The sequence below is a fragment of the Levilactobacillus senmaizukei DSM 21775 = NBRC 103853 genome (assembly GCF_001592085.1).
Classification (GTDB): Bacteria; Bacillota; Bacilli; order Lactobacillales; family Lactobacillaceae; genus Levilactobacillus; species Levilactobacillus senmaizukei.
Genome location: NZ_BCWD01000006.1, coordinates 89954 through 112082, shown reverse-complemented (window position 1 = coordinate 112082; position 22129 = coordinate 89954). Strand labels below are relative to the sequence as shown.

At 49.2% G+C, this 22129-nt stretch carries 20 protein-coding genes; 4 read left to right on the top strand and 16 right to left on the bottom strand.

What is annotated here, in order from left to right; translation table 11 throughout:
* Nucleotides 1–50: 50 nt before the first annotated feature.
* Nucleotides 51–2183 (bottom strand): cation:proton antiporter, encoded by a 2133-nt coding sequence (locus LSE01S_RS03835; RefSeq protein ID WP_061776302.1) that lies wholly within the window; start codon nucleotides 2181–2183, stop codon nucleotides 51–53.
* Nucleotides 2184–2206: 23 nt separating this feature from the next.
* Nucleotides 2207–3112, bottom strand: a complete 906-nt coding sequence (murB, locus tag LSE01S_RS03830) for a UDP-N-acetylmuramate dehydrogenase (RefSeq protein ID WP_156470465.1) — start codon at nucleotides 3110–3112, stop codon at nucleotides 2207–2209.
* A gap of 179 nt (nucleotides 3113–3291) precedes the next feature.
* On the opposite strand from murB, the gene LSE01S_RS03825 reads away from it, so the two are divergent.
* Together LSE01S_RS03825 and LSE01S_RS03820 are read left to right on the top strand one after the other, a co-directional pair.
* Nucleotides 3292–4056, top strand: coding sequence for an exodeoxyribonuclease III (locus LSE01S_RS03825; protein WP_061776301.1), 765 nt, complete (start codon nucleotides 3292–3294; stop codon nucleotides 4054–4056).
* 21 nt (nucleotides 4057–4077) lie between these two features.
* A complete protein-coding gene (locus LSE01S_RS03820) occupies nucleotides 4078–4614 on the top strand; it encodes a 3'-5' exonuclease (protein ID WP_061776300.1) in 537 nt (178 codons plus the stop codon).
* A gap of 84 nt (nucleotides 4615–4698) precedes the next feature.
* Here the strand turns inward: LSE01S_RS03820 and LSE01S_RS03815 are convergent, their stop codons facing one another.
* The 5 genes from LSE01S_RS03815 to LSE01S_RS03795 form a co-directional block, all read right to left on the bottom strand.
* Nucleotides 4699–5715, bottom strand: a complete 1017-nt coding sequence (locus tag LSE01S_RS03815; RefSeq protein WP_061776299.1) for an aldo/keto reductase — start codon at nucleotides 5713–5715, stop codon at nucleotides 4699–4701.
* 109 nt (nucleotides 5716–5824) lie between these two features.
* Nucleotides 5825–6346, bottom strand: coding sequence for a GNAT family N-acetyltransferase (locus tag LSE01S_RS03810; RefSeq protein WP_061776298.1), 522 nt, complete (start codon nucleotides 6344–6346; stop codon nucleotides 5825–5827).
* A gap of 2 nt (nucleotides 6347–6348) precedes the next feature.
* Nucleotides 6349–6816, bottom strand: a complete 468-nt coding sequence (gene tsaE, locus LSE01S_RS03805; RefSeq protein ID WP_061776297.1) for a tRNA (adenosine(37)-N6)-threonylcarbamoyltransferase complex ATPase subunit type 1 TsaE — start codon at nucleotides 6814–6816, stop codon at nucleotides 6349–6351.
* 99 nt (nucleotides 6817–6915) lie between these two features.
* Complete coding sequence (gene pta / locus LSE01S_RS03800) at nucleotides 6916–7893, bottom strand: phosphate acetyltransferase (protein WP_061776296.1); 978 nt, start codon at nucleotides 7891–7893, stop codon at nucleotides 6916–6918.
* A gap of 47 nt (nucleotides 7894–7940) precedes the next feature.
* Complete coding sequence (locus LSE01S_RS03795; protein WP_061776295.1) at nucleotides 7941–8660, bottom strand: uracil-DNA glycosylase; 720 nt, start codon at nucleotides 8658–8660, stop codon at nucleotides 7941–7943.
* Nucleotides 8661–8781: 121 nt separating this feature from the next.
* On the opposite strand from LSE01S_RS03795, the gene LSE01S_RS03790 reads away from it, so the two are divergent.
* The gene (locus tag LSE01S_RS03790; protein ID WP_061776294.1) at nucleotides 8782–9348 is read left to right on the top strand and encodes an LURP-one-related/scramblase family protein; all 567 of its coding nucleotides are present in this window, start codon (nucleotides 8782–8784) and stop codon (nucleotides 9346–9348) included.
* Nucleotides 9349–9382: 34 nt separating this feature from the next.
* Here LSE01S_RS03790 and LSE01S_RS03785 read toward each other — a convergent pair whose 3' ends face one another.
* The 8 genes from LSE01S_RS03785 to LSE01S_RS03750 form a co-directional block, all read right to left on the bottom strand.
* Nucleotides 9383–11170 carry a DUF5776 domain-containing protein gene (locus tag LSE01S_RS03785; RefSeq protein ID WP_156470464.1) on the bottom strand — a complete coding sequence of 596 codons (1788 nt, stop codon included), beginning with the start codon at nucleotides 11168–11170 and terminating at the stop codon, nucleotides 9383–9385.
* 175 nt (nucleotides 11171–11345) lie between these two features.
* Nucleotides 11346–13142, bottom strand: coding sequence for a DUF5776 domain-containing protein (locus LSE01S_RS03780; protein WP_061776292.1), 1797 nt, complete (start codon nucleotides 13140–13142; stop codon nucleotides 11346–11348).
* A 332-nt stretch (nucleotides 13143–13474) separates the two neighbouring features.
* Nucleotides 13475–13948 carry an SsrA-binding protein SmpB gene (gene smpB, locus LSE01S_RS03775; RefSeq protein ID WP_061776291.1) on the bottom strand — a complete coding sequence of 158 codons (474 nt, stop codon included), beginning with the start codon at nucleotides 13946–13948 and terminating at the stop codon, nucleotides 13475–13477.
* Nucleotides 13949–13963: 15 nt separating this feature from the next.
* Complete coding sequence (gene rnr, locus LSE01S_RS03770; protein WP_061776290.1) at nucleotides 13964–16396, bottom strand: ribonuclease R; 2433 nt, start codon at nucleotides 16394–16396, stop codon at nucleotides 13964–13966.
* An 18-nt stretch (nucleotides 16397–16414) separates the two neighbouring features.
* Nucleotides 16415–17158 (bottom strand): alpha/beta hydrolase, encoded by a 744-nt coding sequence (locus tag LSE01S_RS03765; RefSeq protein ID WP_061776289.1) that lies wholly within the window; start codon nucleotides 17156–17158, stop codon nucleotides 16415–16417.
* Nucleotides 17159–17236: 78 nt separating this feature from the next.
* The gene (gene secG, locus LSE01S_RS03760; RefSeq protein ID WP_061776288.1) at nucleotides 17237–17473 is read right to left on the bottom strand and encodes a preprotein translocase subunit SecG; all 237 of its coding nucleotides are present in this window, start codon (nucleotides 17471–17473) and stop codon (nucleotides 17237–17239) included.
* Between the two features lie 102 nt (nucleotides 17474–17575).
* Nucleotides 17576–19126 (bottom strand): ClC family H(+)/Cl(-) exchange transporter, encoded by a 1551-nt coding sequence (locus LSE01S_RS03755; protein ID WP_082622329.1) that lies wholly within the window; start codon nucleotides 19124–19126, stop codon nucleotides 17576–17578.
* Between the two features lie 59 nt (nucleotides 19127–19185).
* Nucleotides 19186–20253: an LPXTG cell wall anchor domain-containing protein gene (locus LSE01S_RS03750; RefSeq protein ID WP_061776287.1), complete on the bottom strand. Its 1068-nt coding sequence runs from the start codon at nucleotides 20251–20253 to the stop codon at nucleotides 19186–19188.
* Between the two features lie 145 nt (nucleotides 20254–20398).
* Here LSE01S_RS03750 and LSE01S_RS03745 point away from each other — a divergent pair, with 145 nt between their 5' ends.
* Nucleotides 20399–20671 carry a hypothetical protein gene (locus tag LSE01S_RS03745; protein ID WP_061776286.1) on the top strand — a complete coding sequence of 91 codons (273 nt, stop codon included), beginning with the start codon at nucleotides 20399–20401 and terminating at the stop codon, nucleotides 20669–20671.
* 50 nt (nucleotides 20672–20721) lie between these two features.
* Here the strand turns inward: LSE01S_RS03745 and eno are convergent, their stop codons facing one another.
* Nucleotides 20722–22041, bottom strand: a complete 1320-nt coding sequence (gene eno, locus LSE01S_RS03740) for a phosphopyruvate hydratase (RefSeq protein ID WP_061776285.1) — start codon at nucleotides 22039–22041, stop codon at nucleotides 20722–20724.
* Between the last annotated feature and the right edge of the window lie 88 nt (nucleotides 22042–22129).

The following is a 22129-nucleotide window of genomic DNA, read 5'->3' as shown; positions in this document are numbered from 1 at the left end:
ATAAAAAATGAGCGCGGAATAATTTCCGCGCTCATTTTATTTGCCACAAACTAACTTTCTTCATTGTTCAATGACATCACCAACACATTTTCAGAATAGTTGACGTATTGCCGAAGGTGCGTCGCCATGGTCCAGGTAATATTACCGGCTTCCAACAGCGATTGAATCCCTGCTCGCTCGGCACCTAGGGCACGAACTCGCAATTTATTTATCTGATGTTGGTATTCTTCCTCGTGGTTCGGGGCCGTTTCTGCCTTGGCCCGTTCGATTTGATTCCGGTAGCGGACCAGCAAATGATAAACCGCTTGATTATCGAACTGCGTCTCATCCACATCGGAACTGGCCAGATACTGAGATAACGACTGAATGGCGGCCTTCGCCGTCTCCCGTTCAATCAAATTATTCTCGGCATGTAACCGATCGGTGTTCTCCGAATGTAGCCAGTAGGCCACGTTTCGGAACATATGCTTGAAGAAGACTCGCCAGTAACGGAGCATCCCCGGCATCGAATGCCCCTGAGCCTGCGTTAGCCGATTCTCCAACGTTTCAATTCGCCGTAACGCTCCCACATAACTGGTCTGCGTAATCTTTTCGCCCTTGCGTAACTCCTTCAGCGAGGCACGTTCACCGGCTAGGGTAATCTCTTGGAGACGAAGTTCATCGTCCAATACCTTTTGCATCGCTTGATCCGCCCGATAATTCATCTCTAGTCGCCGAATAATGAATTGATAATCTAAAATTAAGTCATAGGCTGCCCGCTGATTATTGGGTCGGCGTAACTCTTCAATTTTTGAAATTGCTAAACGCATGATGTAAGCCCGCGCTTCGTCCTCACTAATTTGGCGCACCGGATCGGCAGGAATCTCTTCACCATCAACGTCCAAATCAATGTCATTAGCACCCTCGTCACTCGCACTAGCCCGCGTTTGCAAGGGTTGTTTGCTAGTCGAAATCAGTGGCAACGTAATGGTAGCGGCGACCAAACTGATAATAATGACTCCCGACGCAACAAACAACATGAGCGCGCGGGTTGGAAAACCACCGCCAGAAGCAATGGTCAGTGGTACTGATAAAACCCCGGCCATCGTTACGGCCCCTCGAACACCGGACAAGCCCGATAATAACGACATTCGAATTCCAGGTCGTTCACTGGGTGTCTTCTTATTGAGCCGTTCATAGAGCACATACCCATAGGTCCAAACCGTTCGAATCGCCACAATAATGACCCAGGTAATGAAGGCAAAGAACATCGCTTGCCAAGTGTTAAACTGGCCGCCCTTGATAACCTGTGAGGTGGCCACCGGCAACTCAATGCCTAGGATCACAAACACCACCCCATTCAAGGAGTAGATAATAATATCCCACACCTTTTCAGTAACGAGCTTCAACTCTGGTGAATCCTCCACCACGCGATTTTCCCGAGCGTGATACAGCACTCCCGCGGTCACAACCGCAATAACCCCGGAAGCATGGGTAACTTCTTCCGTCACTAAGTAGACCACAAACGGTGTGGCAATTTGTAAGACCGTATTAAAGATTACGTCGTCAATCCCTTGGCGCCGCAAGAGATCCATGATTAATTGAATAGCGGTCATGAAAAGTAACCCGGACAGGAAACCAACGATACTGATGTAAATGAAGTCGCCCGTTGCCGTTCCCAAGGAAAATGCCCCGGTTACCGTCGCCGCAATGGCATATTTAAAGGCAATCAGGCCACTGGCATCGTTGATTAGACTTTCACCACTCACCAGATGCATCAGACTGGCCGGTAACTTAGCCTGTTTAGAGATCGATTGCACGGCCACTGGATCGGTCGGCGACAAAATCGCTGCTAACGCAAATGCCACCGTCAATGGCATTTGTGGAATTAATTTATAGATGAGAAATCCGCCTAAGATCGTGGTCAGAAAGACTAACCAGATGGCATTGGCAAAGATCGGCCCCCGTAAGCGCCAGAGTTCACGCCTGGGAAATCGTCGACCATCGTTATATAGTAATGGAGCAATAAATAAGAGCAAGAACCAATCAGTCTCCAATGAAATCTCAAAATGCCAGATCAGAGCCACTAACAAGCCCAGGCCGATTTGAATCAGACTGACGGGAATAAACGTGAGGTAGTGACTGATAATATTAGACAATAAAACTAACACGATCAACAAGATCACTGCTTCAATTATAGGCAAATAAGGTCCCCCCTTTTCCTAGGTTATTTGGTTGGTGCTTCACCAATAATTCTAACTTCTGTTTCCAACTTCACGGCATCTTCTTTCCAAATAACCGCTTGGATATGGCCAATCAGGTCCAGGTAATCGGTTGCCGTCGCGTGGTCGATGTTTACGATAAACCCCGCATGTTTCATCGATACCTGCGCGCCGCCCATTTGATAGCCTTGCAGACCGGCCTCCTGAATCAGCTGTCCGGTATAATGGCCCTCGGGGCGCTTGAAAACACTTCCACAAGATGGCAGGTCCAAGGGTTGCTTGGCAGCTCGCCGAGCATTCAACTCATCCATCTGGGCCTGAATGGCCTCGGCATCTCCCGGCTTAAGGTCAAAAGTTGCCGTCAGAACAATGTCGTGGTAGTCCTGAATCGAACTGTGACGGTAGCCAAAATCCAGTTCATCGTGATCCAGCGTCCGAATCTCACCCTCGGGGGTTAAAATCTCCGCGGCAACCACGACGTCTTTGATTTCACCGCCATACGCTCCGGCGTTCATGAAGATGGCGCCGCCAACACTCCCGGGAATGCCAGCAGCAAACTCAACACCAGTAAGGGCGTGGGCTTGAGCGACCTGTGTGGCCTTGATCAGCGCGGCACCGGCGGCCGCCGTAACCCGATTACCATCGGTCGTAATCGTATTCATTTTCGTTAAAATCATCACCAGGCCACGAATCCCGCCATCGCGAACAATTAAGTTGCTGGCGTTGCCCACCACTGTGACGGGTAGGTCGGATTGCTTGGCATAGGCCAATAAGGATTTGGTTTCTTGAATGTTGGTTGGAAAGGCTAAGTAGTCCGCTGGTCCCCCGGTTTTCGTGTGAGTATAATGTGCCAGTGGCTCATGCCGCAAAATAGTGACGGCGGGAAACGCCGTTGCGATATCTTCCATCATTTTTAAAGTTCCCTTCGTTCCACAAAAATTAATTGCTGGGTCTTGAATCGTCACCAAACAATTTTTAAAGTCATTACTTATTTTACCATGAATCAGGCCATCACCGAGGTTGAACGCACTATTTACAATAAATTCTAATATTTCTGGTATACTGAAAATAGTTTGTTGGAGGTGTCATGATGAAATTTATTTCTTGGAACGTCAATGGCTTACGGGCCATTGTGAAAAAGGACTTTGTCGCAACCTTTCAGGAGCTCGATGCCGATTTCTTTGGCATTCAAGAAACGAAGTTGCAGGAAGGCCAAATCGATCTCGATCTGCCTGGGTACTATCAGTATTGGAACTATGCTGAGCGTAAGGGTTATTCCGGTACGGCACTATTTACCAAACACAAGCCACTCAACGTGATCTACGGCATCAATGCCCCGGATTTCGACCACGAGGGCCGGACTATCACGTTGGAATACCCTGATTTTTACGTACTCACCTGTTACACCCCTAACTCGGGCAGCGGGCTTAAGCGACTCGACTTCCGCATGGGCTGGGAAGCCGCCTTCCTCGACTTCATCCAATCACTCGACGCCAAGAAGCCGATTATCTTCTGCGGCGACCTCAACGTCGCCCACACTGAAATCGATCTGAAAAATCCCAAATCCAATCATCATAACGCCGGCTTTACCGACGATGAACGAAAAAAATTCAGCCACTTACTAGCGGCGGGCTTTACGGACACCTTCCGTTATTTCAATCCCGACGTGACCGCCCGCTACTCCTGGTGGAGCTATCGGTTCCACGCTCGTGACAACAACGCGGGTTGGCGCATTGACTACTTTATCACCAGTAATCGGCTCGTAGATCAATTACAAACCGCCGAAATTTTGGACCAGGTCATGGGCTCCGACCACTGTCCGGTGGAACTCAACGTTTCTGGCCTAACCGTTTAACTTAGAAAGGAGGCGACAGCCATGAACTTTGTTGCAATGGACTTTGAAACCGCGAATGGCAAGCGGTATAGTGCCTGTTCCTTGGCCCTAACCATCGTCCGCAACAGCCAAGTTGTTGATGAATTCTATTCATTGATCAAACCCGACACAGACTTCTTCTGGCGTAACGTCCAGATTCACGGCATTCACGAGGCCGACGTGGCCAATGCGCCGACTTTCCCTGAGGTCTGGGACCACGTAGCCCCCCTCTTCCAGCGTGAACGCTTAGTCGTCGCCCATAATGCCCCGTTCGATAATGGGGTCTTGCGGAGTAGCTTGGAACACTATCAACTGCCAACGGCACGGTACTTAACCCTCGACACCGTCAAGACCAGTCGCAAGTTCTTCCCCGAATTTCCCAACCATAAGCTGAACACGGTGTGTGATGAACTTAACATTGACCTGCACCATCATCACAATGCTCTCGATGATAGTCTAGCCTGTGCCAATATTCTATTGTATGAAGCCAACCACTTTGGCACTCAGCCGCTCAAGAAATTCGTGACCATAAATGCTTAGCCAAATAGAGCCTGGGTTAGGTCCCAGGCTCTATTTTTATGCCATTCTGGCAAGGCAAAACGGGCTGTAAACGGCAGTTCCTTTTTACTTAGCTTGCCAATCAATGGCCGGTTGCGCCGCTAAGATGTCGTCAATACGTCGTAATTCGGTGGACGTGAAATTGAGGTGTTGGAGCGCCTGAACATTATTGACCACTTGCTCCGGGCGGCTGGCGCCGATGAGTACACTGGCAATAGCTGGTTGTCGAAGATTCCACGCCAAGGCCATCTGTGCCAAGCTCTGGCCCCGGTCCGCCGCAACTGCATTAAGCGCCTTGACCGTGTTCAACGTCTGCTCAACTTGCGCGGGATGCAAGAAGGGAATCGTTCCCTTCTCGGCCCGCGAATTGGCGGGAATCCCGTGGAGATACTTGTCCGTTAACAAGCCCTGGCAGAGTGAACTAAAACTGACTGCCGCCTTGCGTTCATCAGTCAGTACGGGTAACACATCCGTCTCAATCTGCCGATTCAACAGATTATACCGTGGTTGATCAATGATGAACGGGGTGTGAAGGTCTTTAAAGATTGCGGACATTGCTCTAACTTGTTCCCCACTATAATTCGAAAGCCCCACATACAAGGTCTTGCCCGACCGCACCAATTGGTCCAGGGCCGTCGCAGTTTCTTCCGGATCCGTTTCGGGGTCGGCTCGATGACTATAGAAAATATCAAAGTAATCCAATCCAGTCCGCCGCAAGCTTTGGTCGGCACTCGCAATTAGACTCTTGCGAGAACCCCAATTGCCGTAAGGACCGGGCCACATCAAATAGCCCGCCTTACTGGCAATGACCAACTCATCCCGGTATGGTCGCAGGTCGCTGGCCAGGATCCGACCAAAATTTGCTTCAGCACTGCCGGGAACCGGTCCATAATTATTCGCTAAATCGAAATAGGTAATCCCCAGGTCAAAGGCTTGGTGAATAATGGCACGCTGCCGCTCTAGTGGGTCAACGCTCCCAAAATTATTCCATAACCCCAAACCAATCGCCGATAACTTGAGGCCGCTATTGCCAACCCGATTATAGACCATCTCATCGTACCGAGTTCGGTTTGCTTGATACATATAAAAGCCTCCTCGTGGTAATCTCACCTTCTAATGATACCGCTTTCAGTTGTTAATGACTGGACTATTTCAAAAAAAACAGGCTCCTCGTCAGAGGTCCTGCCGTTAACTAGTCAGATGCTGGTTGAATGGGAAATACCATTTGGACGGCCGTAACTTGCTCGCCCTCAGCCGTGGTCACTGTCTCCGTGGGCATATCCGTCCGCTCAAAACCCAACTTTTCATATAATTTAACTGCCGCCACATTTCTCGTCTGGACCGTTAACCCAACGGCGTCCAGACTGCTGGCGGTCTCTGCCCAGTAGAGGGCCTCATCGACCAACGCGGTACCAATTCCCTGGTGCCAATAGTTTTGAAGTACGGCCACGCCGAGCTCCCCCACGTGACCCTGCGTGGTCGGTGAAATCGAGCAAACCCCAAGCAATTCACGACCCAGACTGGCCACCAGCAACAGGTGCCGTGAACTATGCTGAATCTGTCGCAGCTGTTCGGCCTCTTGCGCCGCCGTCATGCGGTCGGCCGCATCCGCCAGGACAAAGGTATCACTCTCACCTTGAAGCTGTTCCAGCAACGTCAATAAGGCCGCAGACTCGGTCGCTTCTGGTAAACGAATGGCAACTTCTTCACTCATGACTAGTCATCCTCCAGGTGCCGAACCAGCTCCGTAAAGTGTTCCCCAACCGGTTCAAAGCTCAAAGTACGTTGCATTTCGCTGGCTTCGTCATCGCGCTTGAAGACAATCCGCAGATAATTCGCTGGGAGTTCGTCGGCAATAAACTTGGACCATTCAACGACGTTGACCCCGTCGCCATTAAAGTATTCGTCTAAGCCCAACTCATCCCCACTACCGTCTTCCAACCGGTAAACGTCCATGTGGTAGAGAGGCAAACGGCCGCCCTGATATTCACGAATGATGGTAAACGTCGGACTCTTAACGTTGCGCGTAATCCCTAATCCAACTGCTAGGCCTTTGGTAAACGTGGTCTTGCCGGCACCCAGGTCCCCATCGAGCAAAATAACATCTTGTGCCTGGAGGCCATTGGCTAACCGCTGACCCAGCGCCATGGTCTGTTCGGGACTTGTGACTGTGACTGTATACATTTAGTTAACCTTCTTTAATCGTTTTTGTTTGCTTCATAAATAATACCCGCACTGCTAATAAATAGCAATCCGGGTATCCTGTGGATTAGTTCACTTAAATTAGTTCAACGATTGGGCAGCCGTAATGATGGCAACCTTGTAGACATCTTCCTCGTTGCACCCACGAGAAAGGTCGGAGACGGGCTTGTTCAACCCTTGTAAGATCGGTCCAATGGCTTCAAAGCCCCCGAATCGTTGGGCAATCTTGTAGCCAATATTCCCGGATTGTAATTCTGGGAAAACAAAGACATTGGCATGGCCGGCAACCTTGGAATCTGGGGCCTTTTGCGCTGCAACACTAGCCACAAATGCGGCGTCAAATTGCAATTCCCCATCAACAGGCAAGTCTGGATCGGCTTCCTTGGCTAGGGCCGTGGCTTCACGAACCTTGTCGACCATTTCGCCCTTGGCAGAACCCTTGGTGGAGAAGCTCAGCATCGCAACCTTGGGATCGATGTCAAAGATCTTGGCGGTCGCGGCACTTTCAGTGGCCACTTCAGCCATCCCGGCAGCATCCAATTCAATATTGATGGCACAGTCGGCGAAGACATAACGTTCGTCACCCTTTTGCATGATGAAGGCACCACTGATTCGCTTGACACCAGATTTGGTCTTGATGATTTGCAGAGCTGGCCGCACGGTGTCCCCGGTTGCATGAACCGCACCGGAAACCATCCCATCGGCTTGATCCATGTAGACCATCATGGTCCCTAAGTAATTCGGATCTTTCAGCATTTCGGCAGCTTGTTCGGGGGTATTCTTCCCCTTGCGCCGTTCCACTAAGGCATCCAACATGTCTTGATGAACATCTGAAGGAATCATCGTTGGGTCCAAAAGATTTAACTTGCTGAGGTCAATGTTGTTGGCCGAGGCGGTTGCTTGAATCTGACTCATGTCTCCCAGGACAATTGGCTTGATAAGTCCTTCATCGGCCAGCCGGCTGGCGGCACCTAAAACCCGGACATCTTCCCCTTCAGGAAAGACAATCGACTTGCCCTTCCCATCAATCTTTTGTTTAAGACTATCAAAAAGTTCCATATTTGACGACCTCCAATAGAATTATTCGACGACTCAATTCTCTCTAGCTATGCGTCGTGAGACTGTTTAGCTGAGCCCTCATCAATCGAGACATGTTCTGGTAATTGCCAGTCGATGGGAGTCTCTCCTAACGATTTTAAAGCGATGTTGGTTTTGGAAAATGGCTTAGAACCAAAGAACCCCCGGTTGGCAGAAAGCGGACTCGGGTGGGCCGATTGTAGGACAATGTTAGTCTTGGTATCAATCAGCTTAATCTTCGACCGCGCCGCATTTCCCCAAAGGATAAAGACCACGGGTTCTGGTCGTTCCGACAGCTTGGCGATCGCCGCATCGGTTAGGCGTTCCCAACCGCGACCCTTATGGGAAAAAGCTTCTCCATAACGGACCGTCAAGACGGAGTTCAACAATAGAACCCCCTGCTTGGCCCACTTTTCTAGGTACCCGTGATCCACCGGCTTTATGCCTAAGTCGCTATTTAATTCCTTATAGATATTGACTAGCGATGGCGGGATCTTAGTTCCCGGTAAGACTGAGAAACTACAGCCATGGGCTTGTCCCGGATTATGATATGGATCTTGCCCGAGGATGACCACTTTGACCTGACTAAACGGGGTCCAGTCAAACGCCGTGAAAATATGATACATATCCGGATAAATTTCATGGCTTTGATATTCCTCAACCAGGAATTCGCGCAATTGCTGATAGTAAGTTTGCTCAAATTCCGGTTCCAGAACCGGCCACCAATCATTATGAATAAACGGTTTCATTCCCAACACCTCAGTCTTTATTCTAGCATAACCCTAAGTCAAAAGATATTATCGACCGGATGCTAAGGAAACATGGTAAAATGAGCTTAACTAAGAGTTATATGGTAAAGGAGGTGCCCCATTGCGGACGTTGTTTCTGAACCAGGCGGCCTTGTCCGCTCGAGCGACCACGGTTATTCGTGACGACCAGAACCAATCACGTTATTTGTTGGTTGGAAAATGGGGAATGCGTGCCGACGTCCTCTCAGTCTATACCATTGCCGGTGCCCTAGAGGCTGAGGTCAAGCAAGATTCGTTGGGTCTCCTACCCAAGTTTCGCCTGTTGTACCATCGGCAAGTCGTTGGCCAAGTCAGCAAGACCTTCGGCGTCATCCGCGAAGTGTTGTTCATTCGTGGCTTAAATTGGGTGATCATGGGTAATCTCAATAACGGCCGATTTAAGATTTATCATGGTCGCGAGCTAATTGGTACCATTGAAAACGTGGACCATACCGCCGGCGGAACGGTTCGCCTCGACATCGACCACCCAGATCATGAGGGATTAGTCATTTGTCTAGCAGCCATTCTCGATCGTTGGGCCAAACACCAACAAAAGTTGCCAAACCTACTTAAGAAACACAGCTGGGCCCCGCAGCGCTTACCATCTAGCGGCCTGGCACCCACCATTAATCATGAAGAAACGCGCTAACTCAATCGTTAGCGCTTTTTTTTCTGACTAAGTCTCATCGAATAACCAATTTCTTATTGGCCGTCACATAGCCCCCTTGCCGAAGTTCGAAACGCATTGCTCGATGATACGAAACGATCCGACTAACCTTGATCAATCGTCCCCGTCGGATGTGCACCCTTTTTCCACGAAGTGATCGGCGACGATAGACGTTAATCCCCTGTGGATTCAAGACCCGAATGCTGCCCATCATTTGTTGATAATAAACACTCGTCACCCAGGGAGAACGAGTTGTCAAATAGCCAGACATTCCCGCGGTTCTTGAGTGATGATTGACGTCCCGCACACGATAACGCAGATGACCGGCTTTAGACCGGGCCAATCCCGTCACCACAAACATTGGGCGCTTTGTTCGTGACTGTCGACCGTACCAGTGCTTGACTTGACGCCGGTCGAAGTCTGGCTTCGCATACAGTCCTACTCGCCGTTTCGCATAGACGACACTCTTCAGCGGCGCGATCGCATTCCCGGCACCGCCTGTCTGCCGATCTTGAACGTAGTGGAAGGTGACCATCCGCGTAACCACCCCGAAGGTCCCAACCGGCTGACCAGTCACTCGCTTTAAGCGATACCCCGTAAAGGCCAACGGCGTTGCTCGGTAGGGCGCCCCGATGTTTCCGCGTAATCGACGCTCTTTGGCCAAAGGCTGGCCCGCTTCATCCAAGTAGCGAACCATCACCGGTTGCGCAACCGGAACGGGTTCAGGCCGTGGCGGCAAAATGGGCTCGGGTCCCGGATCAGGCGGGACGATTGTTGGCGGCACAACGGTTGGTAGTTCCCGATTAACGGGCTCCCAGACATAAGTTTCAACTTTACTCCCCGCAACCGGATCATTACCGATTAGTTCGCCATTCGGATATTTTTTCCCCAAGGGATTTTTCACCGTTCCGGCGCCAACCGCCTGCCAGCACCCGGTAAATTGGTTATTTGTCGGTGCATTTGAAATCGCTAATGCCTGCCCAGTCTGGGCGTGGGGACCCAGCGTAAGCTCTGACACACCCTCGGTTAAAACAAACATGTTTTTGAGGCCATTCCGTATCTTTGGCGCCGCGTGGCTGAGATTAACCCGCTGAATTCCCGATTGGGAAACCAAGAGATCCGCCTGCTGAACGTTAGGAAAGGTTTGATGACTTAAGTCCAATGCATGTAGCGCCCGCATTCCCCAGAACATGGCATGAATATCTGTGTCCTGGTCCAAATTGAGGGATGTAACATCGATGGTCGCCATGTGTGTCACCGCCATAAACATACTATTAGTCGTCTTGACCTGACTGGTATCGAACTGGCTAAGATCTAGACTGGTTAACCGAGCATTGATTGAAAACATCCGAACCATGTTCTGAGTCTGGTGGGTATCCAGCTTGTCCAGATGTTCGTAGGCTGTGACCCGCGTCAAATTAGAAAATAATTCCTGACAATTCACTGGTGCGACTACCGGCCCGTCAAAAACCACTTTGGTGATTAGTGGCGCTAGCTTATCCATGTCGTCACCCATGATATTGGTCTGATGCAAATAGGCCTTAGTAACTGCCGCCAGTAGTTGCCCAGTCATATGCGACAGCAGATGTAGGTCGTGATACTCCGGCAACGTGCCGGCTCCTAAATGCAAAACACCTGCCGACGTCAACCGAAAGGGCACGCTGCCATATCTTCCCTGGGTTGGCTTGACGGCTTCTGGCGGCAACCGCACATCACTCGCGGCAACAACTGGTCTTCCCAGCGCCCCCACGACCACCAAGCTTAACGTGGTGATCAACAATATTCCGCGACTTCGCCACTTCACACGTATGGATCTCCTCTCCTTAGTTACCTCGGCAATTCTTAACGATCAATTTTCGAGAATAACCATAGCACGACCTATCGTTCAGAGCCAAGAAGGTCGGCTTATAAATCCCTTTATGACGGGGCTTCGTCGAAAAAAAAGGGGTCCACGGATTATCCGTGGACCCCTTAACCGTCTACTTCGCAATAACTAACTTCTTATTGGCCGTCACGTACTGACCATTGGTCAACTGATACCGCGTCGTCCGGTTATGACGAACGAGTTTCTTGACCTTCAAGAACTGTCCCTTTTTATAGTGAACCCGTTTTGTCTTCAACGATTTTTGCTGGTAACTATTGATTCCCTTGGCGTTAATGACTTGAATTTTCTTATGCTTGGCCTGATAGTACACATTGACCACATAGGCCTGCTTGGCCGTGATATAACCCGTCTTGCCAACGGTCTTGGCCCCGTGGTTAACATCTTTGACCCTATATCGCAAGTTGCCATTCTTTGAAGTTGCAAACCCGGTCACCACAAACATGGGACGATTCGTCCGCTTCTGTTTAGCGTACCAATGCTTGACGGTCTTCTTGGAGAAGTTCTTGTTGTTGTAAAGACCAATCTTCTTCGTGCTGTACACCACGCTTGCCATTGGGGCAACCGTAGCACTATCGCCACCACTGACCAACTTAGGGGCATAGTGGAAGGTCACCCCTTGAGCATCAGCCGTAAAGACCCCGTTGGGGTTCCCGTCGGTCTTCACCAAACGATAACCATCAAATGCCAATTTGGGCGCGCGATAGCTTTCGCCAAGTTCACCGGTCAGAACTTGATCGGTAGCCAGGTTCTTTCCTTGACCATCAAGGTAACGGACCGTCACCGGTTGCGCCTTTTGCGACGGCGTTACGGGTGGCGTTACTGGCGTAATCGTCCGATTGACCGGTTCCCACACGTAAGATGCCACGGTTGTTGGATTATTCACACCGTCGTAAATGGATGTCAGGGCAGCTCCTGTATCGAACTTAGCCCCCAATGGATTCGTATCCGACCCTTTGCCGACCGCTTGCCACTTACCAGTGTAAGTCTCATCCTTGTCGGCATTGTTCAAACCAGGGGAAGTCTTGAAGTAGGTCTTCGGTCCAAAGGTCACCTTCCGAAAATCACCATTTTGATAACCAAACAATGCAAATGGACTAAACGTCTTCGGTGGTGCAAACGAGGCAAAGTTAAGCGTCTCGATGGCGGTTGATCCAAACATGAATTCGGCGTTCTGAAGGTTCGCAAAAGTAGCCTTGGAGAAGTCCAGATTAGTTAGCCGATAGTTCTGCAAAAACATAGATGTGGTCTTGGTCACATTATCCGTGTTGAAGCTCGAGAGGTCGTAGCTGGTCACCCGCTTCAACATATAAAACATTTGTGACATATCCGTAACCTTAGAAGTATCGAAACGTGACACATCCAAGGATGTTAAATTAAAGTTTCCTTGCTGATCCGCTGGCAGACCAACACTTCCTGAAACTGACGCACTGAACATGCCCGCCATATTAGTTGCTGCACTGGTGTCCAACCGATCGAGGTGTTCAAAGCTACCGACCTCTAGAAGTTGCGCAAATAGGAACGAGGCGTTAGCTGACGTGGAAACTTTACCATCCAAAACCACTCTTTTCACCTGACGACCCACGGCTTCGGTATCTTTTATCGTTGGTTGGTCGTTGCCTTGTGCCTGAGCAATCAAGGTTGCCAATTGTCCTTGCTGGTAGACCAGGCTTGCCGTATCGTCGCCTAATGTCCCAGCCCCCAAATGAAGGTCACCATCCGCCGTTAAATACCAATCCACGGTTCCATAACGCCCATTGGCGACGTTCGTCGTCTTTGCTGCAGCATGCGCCGTCACAGCTGTCTTAAAAGTTGGCAAATGATTAGTCATGGTCATGACCTGAGTCGTCCCAAATCCAACTCCTATCATCATTAATGCTACTTGCCATTTCATGAAATTCACCTCTTATTTTTACGTTAGGTAGTCAATCCGCCGTATTAATCTCTTAATTTCGTTAATCATATGATAACACCGTTAATTAAAAAAGGCCATCTAAATATTGCACAGCAGACCTTACATGGGCATATTTATCTTGATTTTTAATTGAATGTTTTTGGAAAAAGCGATTTAGCTCTGTGCTGTTTACGTCGCCTCCGCCCGATCCTCGTTGTCCCATCTGAATTGTTAGTTCATCTTCCATGTCTTTTTATCTATAAACTTTTCTGAAAATAATTGGCCGTCAAAAAAGGCCCACTGAGAGTGTATCTCAGTGGGCCTCTTCAAAATTAATAACGCTTCATGACTCGAGCAATCTGTCGGTCTTGCTCCCGTCGCTTAATGGTTTCACGCTTATCATACTCACGTTTACCAGTTGCCACGCCAATCAAAACCTTGGCAAATCCGTGCTTCAAGTACATCTTCAGTGGCACCAAGGTTACCCCTTTGTCTTGAGTCGCAATGCCCAAACGTCGAATTTCCTTTTTGTGTAACAAGAGTTTCCGATTTCGCAGGGGATCATGATTGAACCGATTCCCTTGAACGTATTCACTGATGTGAACATTCATAAGCCAGGCTTCATTGTTACGAATCTGGGCGAACCCATCCTGAAGATTAACCCGCCGTTCACGTAACGACTTGATTTCCGTTCCGGTTAAGACTAATCCTGCCTCAACGGTATCGGAGACCGCATAGTCGTGTCGCGCCTTACGGTTCTGGGCTAAAACATTATCTGGTGTTTTCTTGGACTTTTTCTTCGCCAAGTCGTGTCACCTCGCTTAGTGCCGACCACCTTGTGGATGCCGGTTGTCGCCACCTGAATTGTTATTCCGGTTTTGACCACCATTGTTCCGCTGACCAGTTGGTCGTTGATTCCCGTTACGGTGGTTACCATTTCGGTTGCCACCATGGTTATTATTAGAATTGCTGTGATTATTGTTATTGTTCCGGCTTCCATTGCTATGGCTACCGTTGTTACTGTGACCATGATAATTACTACCACCTCGGGAACGATGTTCACGATGAGGTAATAAGTCACTAACCGGTGCGGCTTCCGGATTTAAAAGTTCAAAATCAATTTCACTTTGTTCCTTATCGACGTGAATGACCTTGACCCGGATGGCTTGACCAATCTTGTAGGTCCGATGCGTGTTCCGCCCAACCAAGGCCATGTATTTTTCAACGTATTCGTAATAGTCATCTTGCATCCGACTAATATGAATCAGCCCTTCGATGGTATTAGGTAATTCAACGAACATTCCAAACTTCATGACAGATGCGACCACGGCATCGAATTCTTCGCCAACGTGGTCAGCCATGTATTCAGCCATCTTCATGTCGTTCGTATCCCGTTCGGCATCAACCGCCCGCCGTTCGGCTTCCGAGGTATGAACCCCAATTTGTTCCAGGAATGGTTCAAATTTAGCCTTGCTGGCATCGTTAATCCCATGATCTTCATAGTAATGAATCATCCGATGAACCATCGTATCTGGATACCGCCGAATTGGTGACGTGAAGTGAGTATAAAACTCTGCTCCCAAACCAAAGTGACCAAGTGATTGATCGCTGTACCGGGCTTGCTTCAAGCTCCGTAACATCATCACGGAAACCATTGCTTCCTCTGGCTTACCGGCAACTTGCTTCAAGACACCTTGCAACATCTTTGGCCGCAAGTGGTTAGGGTCACCCTTAACGTTAATCCCGAAGGCCGTTAAGAATTCAAAGAAGCTCCGCACACGGTCGCCATCTGGCGTTTCGTGGACCCGGTATAGGAATGGGGTCTTGGCACGGTAGTAATGTTCAGCGACAGTTTCGTTGGCAGCCAACATGAAGGATTCAATCATGCGTTCGGCCATTCCACGCGTCCGCAACTTAACATCAATCGCATGACCCTGGTCATCGACAATGATTTCTGCTTCACGATCGTCAAAGTCAATCGCCCCACGGGCCTTACGGTGCTTAACCAAGATACGGTGTAAGTCACCCATGGCCTCAAACATTGGCACCAATTCTTTGTAACGATTCATGGTTAGTTCATCATGGGATTCCAAAATCTGGTTAACCGCGGTATAAGTCATCCGTGCCTTTGAACGCATAACGGATGGGTGAATCCGGTGCTTGACCACGTTACCTGACTGGTCGATTTCCATCTCACAACTCATACACAGCCGCAATTCGCCCTCATTTAAGGAACAAATTCCGTTGGAGAGCCGCCGTGGCAACATTGGAATAACCCGGTCGGTTAGGTAGACACTGGTTCCCCGCTTGTAGGCTTCCTTGTCCAAAATGGAGTCTTCTTGAACGTAATGGGACACGTCCGCAATATGAACCCCTAGATGGTAATTCCCATTAGGAAGTTTCCACGCCGTAACCGCGTCATCTAAGTCTTTAGAAGACTCGCCATCGATAGTTACTAGGTCTTGGTTCGTGATGTCTTCACGACCCTTGATCTCTTCTGGTAAGACATGGTCCGGAATCTCGTCAGCAGCTTGCATCACTTCTTCAGGAAATTCAGAAGGAATGTTATGTTGGTACACGATCTGAAGAATATCGATTCCTGGGTCGTCAACACTCCCGATAACTTGTTTAGCAATCCCAACCATGGCATCTGGATGAGCATCACTAGGGTATTCCGTAATTTCGGCAGTCACCACTTCACCTGGTGTTGGATTTAAGCCAACATTAGTGACATAGAACTTATATTTCATGACTTTCTTATCGGTTAACCGAACCTGCCCCACATAACCAGCGTCATCGTCGGTTTGGAAAAATTCCCCAACGACCTGTTCGTAGTGGTGTTCGACAATTTCGGTAACCTTGCCTTCAGGGCCCTTGCCGGTACGGGGATCGCCCGCCCGAACGATTTCAATTTTAACGGTATCGCCATTCAGAGCGCGTAAAGTATTGTTAGGCGCGATATAAGCGTCTGGTTCCACTTTGTTCTCATCGTAAGCCACAAAACCGAAGCCCTTGTCGTTCCCGTGGAAAATCCCGGTCAAAATTCGCTGACTCGGATCCAGCTGAAAATGACCGTGATCCGTCACCTGAACTAAGCCGTCTCGTTCCAACTGTGCCAATTCTTGCACAATTAGTTTAAAGGCAGCCGAGCCATGGTAATGTAGCGCGTCTGAAATACCTTCAACCGTGTATGCCTGGTCCGAATGGGACCGGAAAAATGCTGTTAGATCTGTTTTTAATGTATTATCTTGCACTATCGATTCCTCGTTATTTTAAAAGATTGTGTGTAAAAAATTCAGTAAGTCTTGTTCTAAGGCGTGGTGGGCTGAATTAACGGTTAAGACATGCCCAGCGCCAGGATATTCATGAAAATCCGTCTGACCAGCCGAATAACCAGCTGCCAACCACTGACCCGAACGCGGGTCAATCATTTTATCTGCCGTTCCTTGGGCGATAAAGACGGGTTGTTTAATCTGATTTAAGTGAGTTGCAGTGGTATCGGTGAAGGCTTGAATCGCTGTTAATTGTTGATTCAGATGCTCCTGAATCCAGGCCATCTTAGCCTCAAGTGCCCTATCAGAGAGTCCTTGTCGACTATACATCTGCCGAGCCATCGTCACAAAGGCCTCCGGGACATGTGTCGTTCCCCGGTAGATAACTGGCGAGGCGAAGGTGCCCCCACCAACCAGTGTAGGATCTTCCAGCAATGCTCGTGTGGCAAACAAGCCCCCGAGCGATAAGCCGAAGATGGCAATCCGTTGATACCCGTGATCCCGTAAAAACTGAATGGCTTGCTGGGTATCTTGCCACCATTTTTGTGGCGACCCATCCCGCAAAATATCTGCGGGATCCCCGGTGGCGTGGCCGGTAAGGATGGGAGCCAGTACCGTGTAGTGCTCGCTCTCCAATTTTCTAGCCAAAATTCGCATGTCATTTGAACTACCCGAATAGGCGTGTAACAAGAGCACTGCTTCTGGTCCCTGTTCAAAAAACAACGGCGTCGGTTGTCGTTGCATTGCTAACCACCACCTTCCACACAACTCGTAATTCTTTAAAAAGCCTCCTGTAGCAAAATCAAACAGGAGACTCAATCATTAATGTGAGGAGAAGTAGACTAGGGCCATGGCCAAGCCAAAGAAAAGAATCCCTAGAACAACTGTCACCCGTTGCATAAATGCTTCGAAACCACGTGGCTTCTGTTTTGCAAATAAGTCATCAGCACCACCGGTTAACGCGGATAAGGCATCATTGGTTTTAGAAGGTTGCATCATCACAGCGATAATCAGTAGAACACTGACAATTAAAATACAAGTTAATAAGAAATTATACACAAATTTGCCTCCTACCTATCTAAATAGGTCTAATAGGTCTAACTATACTCCTACTAATTTATCATATTGAGCGGGTTTTTACCAGCCCCGCGGTTGCTTAATCTAGCTATGAGCACCCGGAATCGCCAGAGCCATCAAGGTCTGACGGACGTAGGCGCGATTAGCGTGATTGGTGAAAACGACCAGTGTGTCTCCCGACCGCAGGACCGTTTTCCCTTGAGGAATTACCGTCTGTTCGCCACGACGGACGCTGACCAATAGGGCATGGTCCGGCCAATCCAGGTCACGAACTCGTTTTCCAGCTAAGCCAGAGCCCTCCGTAACGGAGAACTCTAGCCGATCCGTTGGGCCAGTTGGCATTTCATTTGCCGGGTCAACCAGTTGATGGAGCATAGCCTCATAGATTGGTGCTCCGCCCAAGAGGTCAACGGTAATGTAGGCGACAATCGCCACCACTGCTAAGGGCATCAAATGCTGCAAGGTTCCAACCATTTCAGTAATCAATAAGATGGCAGTAAACGGTGCCTTGGAAATACCGGCAAAATAACCCGCCATCGCATAAATCATAAAGTTGGCCACAAAGATACTAGGTAAGACGCCCATTGCCACGAAGATTTGGGCACCAACACCTCCCAGCAAGGCTCCTAACGTCAGAATCGGCAGAAAAATCCCACCCGGTAGGCCGGAACCATAGCTAATCGTTGAGAACACAAAGCGCAAGACAAAGTAGCCAACCAGTGGCCAAAGCAATGGTGTCATTTTAGCAAAACTAAGAATGAGCTGATTCCCGCCACCAAGGCTATTGGGCCACAATAACCCAATTGGAATCACCAATAGGAACGGAATAATCCCGTTTAAGTAGCTGGGAAACCAGCGAAGTCTGGCGAACCAATCACCGCTGTTCAAGGTCGCCCACTGATAGCCATAACCTAGGAGCCCCAATCCGATACCCAAAACCAATAAGAGGCCATAGTACTTAAGGGGCAAGGCTTGCTCGTAATTAATATGTAAAACTGGTGTCAGTCCAAAAACCTCACTGGATATGAAATTGGCCACGACCGCACTCGTCAATGAGATCAGCCAGACCAGAGTGGAGAAGTTATGATAAACCTCTTCTAGAATAAAGAGCGTGGCCGCAATTGGCGCATTAAAAGCCGCTGAAAGTCCAGCCGCCGCACCACCAGCAATCAGCAGACGGCGCCGGCTACCCGTAAAATTCAATCGTTCAGCGAGTCCCTGGGCCACGGTTCCCCCAAGTTGAATTGAAGGACCTTCTCGTCCCAAAAATAATCCGGCTCCAATACCGAAGACCCCACTGACAAACTTCTTCCACAGGACGGGCCACCAGGCATAGTCCAGGTCGCCGGCTAACTGGCCTTCGACTTGGGGAATCCCGGAACCCTTGATCATGGGCGATTGGTGAACCCAGTGCCCGACAATTAAGGACAAGATAATCATCAATAAAATCCACGGAATCAGTCCTACGGGATGCTGGCCCAGCCAATGATAGGCCATTTGTACGACGACCAGTAGTTTCTCAATTATCAGGCGAAACGTACTAACGACCAGTCCAGCCAAAAGGCCGACCAGACTGCCAAATAAAATGGCTCCTGGTCGACTCAAATTGGTCTGTTGATTGGTTTGTTCTGTCACGCTATGCGCCTCCACTTAAAATAATCATTACTTTAAGTTTAGCACACCTGGTCAACGCATTAAGCGATCATTCTTCGGTACACCCGGCCGACTAGCAAACTCATCAGGATTAGGCCACTCCAAGTCCACCAGAGTGAAGACTCTTCGTTTGTCTGTGGCAGGCGACTCGGCGGTGTCCCTGGATGACGCTGACGTCGTCGTATACGCCGCTTAGTCTTGTTCCCATCTACCGCGCTGTTAGCCATGGAAAGCTCCGGAGACGGCCTATCATGGTCATTCTTGATAGGCATCGGGTCTTCCCCACTCATTGGTTTATCCGCAATATCAACAGGCGTGATTGAGTGATTCGACAGTGACCCCGATGCACCAGAGTTGTTCTCGACAGAATGACTCAACAGATGCGTATTCTGAGTAGGCATCTGTGGCTTGGTGTTTGGTTCCACAGGCACTGGTTGACTCACTACTGGTGGCATAACGGGAAGGCCTGGATGCTCAGGCTTAACGTTTGGCAAAGGTTCAACTGGCACCGGCATAGTTGGAGTAATTGGCTTAGGTATTGGTTGCGGCGCCGGTAACTGACTGGTCGAACTCGACCCACCTGGTATTGGTTGTGGTGTGACTCCCGCTGCACCTGTCCGTTGAACCAACACACGCCATTCCTCATGGGTCTGTAAGACCGTTCGCTCCCCCTCACCCGGATTAACCAACTGATAACCCGCTGGAGCCACAGCATGTGCTCGTCCACCAACTGTCAGATTAACCCGCGGCTTTCCACCAGAAATGAGCTCGCCAGCCGCCGTAGCATAGGTTAGTTGCACGGTACTCACGGTACTACCGGAGTAAACCACCCTTAACGGTGCCGTTAAATCGGCGTGCGCCAAACGGCGTGACGTCACGAGCTTGGCTGCCGCTAACCTCGGATGCGTAATCACTTCGTTCTCGACAAACTGACGGGTAACGACTTCAAACGGATGCTGCCGTTTTACACCATCATCATCTCGCCCCTCGGTGTAAAAGCTCACGGTTAATGGAAACGTCACAGCATCGGCTTGAACAGTCGTGCTCCCCAGGGCCAGAAGTAGTCCCGCCACAACACCACCTGTTGTCACTAATTGTTGCCATTTCATTTATGATTCCCCCTTCGATAGGGTTAACTCCGGAAAAGGCCACGGTTAATTTTCAACAACTCAAAACTTCTCTCAATTTCCGTTATTTAGTTCTTTATATTCATAGTTAATACGTTAACATACCACTGAAGTCGGCCTATTCTTAATGACACAACTAGCAAATGAGGTGACGACTATTAATCGATTGGATATCGTCTTTGCCTGGGTTGGCAGCCTATGGGTCGTCTTCGCGGTCTTCAACCTGTTATCTAATAACCTGTACGACATTAATTCTGGCGGTAGTACGCTGTTGACTTTACTGCTGCTAATCATGGCCATCCTATTAAGTTTGGCTCTCAGTGGCCACTATTTTCTTGCCCTGCGTCACAGCTTCAAACAGACACCCGTCAAGCCGGGCAAAACCACGCCCAAAAATTAAGGGATCAAAAAACTCCACCATTTCTGGTGGAGTTTTTATTCACAACGAAATTACTTGTTGATGATGGCCAAACGAGCATCTTCGTCTAAGTTGTAGAAGGAATGAATTCCCTTGTAGTTAGACGTCTTGCCTAATTGGTCTTCGATCCGCATTAATTGGTTGTACTTAGCGATACGTTCGCCACGGCTCATTGAACCAGTCTTAATTTGACCAGCGTTCAAAGCAACCACTAAGTCAGCGATGGTCGTGTCTTCAGTTTCACCAGAACGGTGAGAGATGACAGCCGTGTAGCCAGCTTCCTTAGCCATTTCAACGGCTTCAACCGTTTCGGTCAAAGTCCCGATTTGGTTCAGCTTGATTAAGATTGAGTTAGCAACGCCCATCTTGATCCCCTTAGCCAGGTAGTCCGTGTTCGTAACGAACAAGTCGTCACCAACGATTTGGACTTTCTTGCCAAGACGTTCAGTAGCCATTTGCCAGTCAGCCCATTCGTTTTCATCCAAAGGATCTTCGATAGAAACAACTGGGTACTTGTCAACAATGCTTTCAAGCAAGCTAACGAATTCGTCGGCGGTGTAATCCTTACCGTCACCCTTCAATTCGTATTTCTTGGTGTCAGCATTGTAGAATTCGGATGAGGCACAGTCAAAGGCGATAGCAACATCCTTACCAGGTACGTAGCCAGCACGCTTGATAGCTTCAACCAAGATTTCAAATGGTTCTTCGTTGTTCTTCAAGTCAGGGGCGAAACCACCTTCGTCACCAACGGCCGTTGAGTAGCCCTTTTCGTTCAAAAGGTTCTTCAAGTTGTGGAAAGTTTCGGAACCCATCCGGATAGCTTCCTTAACACTCTTGGCACCAACAGGCATGATCATGAATTCTTGGAAGTCAACCTTGTTGTTAGCGTGCTTCCCACCGTTGATAACGTTCATCATTGGTGTAGGTAAAACGTGACCATTGAACCCGCCTAAGTAGTTGTACAAAGGTTGGCCTAATTCGTCGGCAGCAGCACGGGCAGCCGCTAAGGAAACACCTAAGATAGCGTTAGCACCTAACTTACCCTTGTTTGGCGTACCATCCAAGTCAATCATAGCTTGGTCAATGGCCCGTTGGTCGGTAACATCGTAACCGACAATTTCTTTGGCAATCAGGTTGTTGACGTTGTCAACGGCCTTCGTAACACCCTTGCCCAAGAAACGACTCTTGTCGCCATCACGAAGTTCAACGGCTTCGTGTTCACCCGTCGAGGCACCAGAAGGAACGATCCCCCGGCCCATAGCACCGGCTTCGGTGTAGAGTTCAACTTCAACAGTTGGGTTACCACGTGAATCTAAGACTTCGCGTGCGTAAATATCAGAAATAATAGACATTTTTGTATTCTCTCCTTATGAAAGTTTGGCTTCACGGGAACTAGACGACAATCCCATGTTATATTCTATAAGTTTATGCTGGGACTTT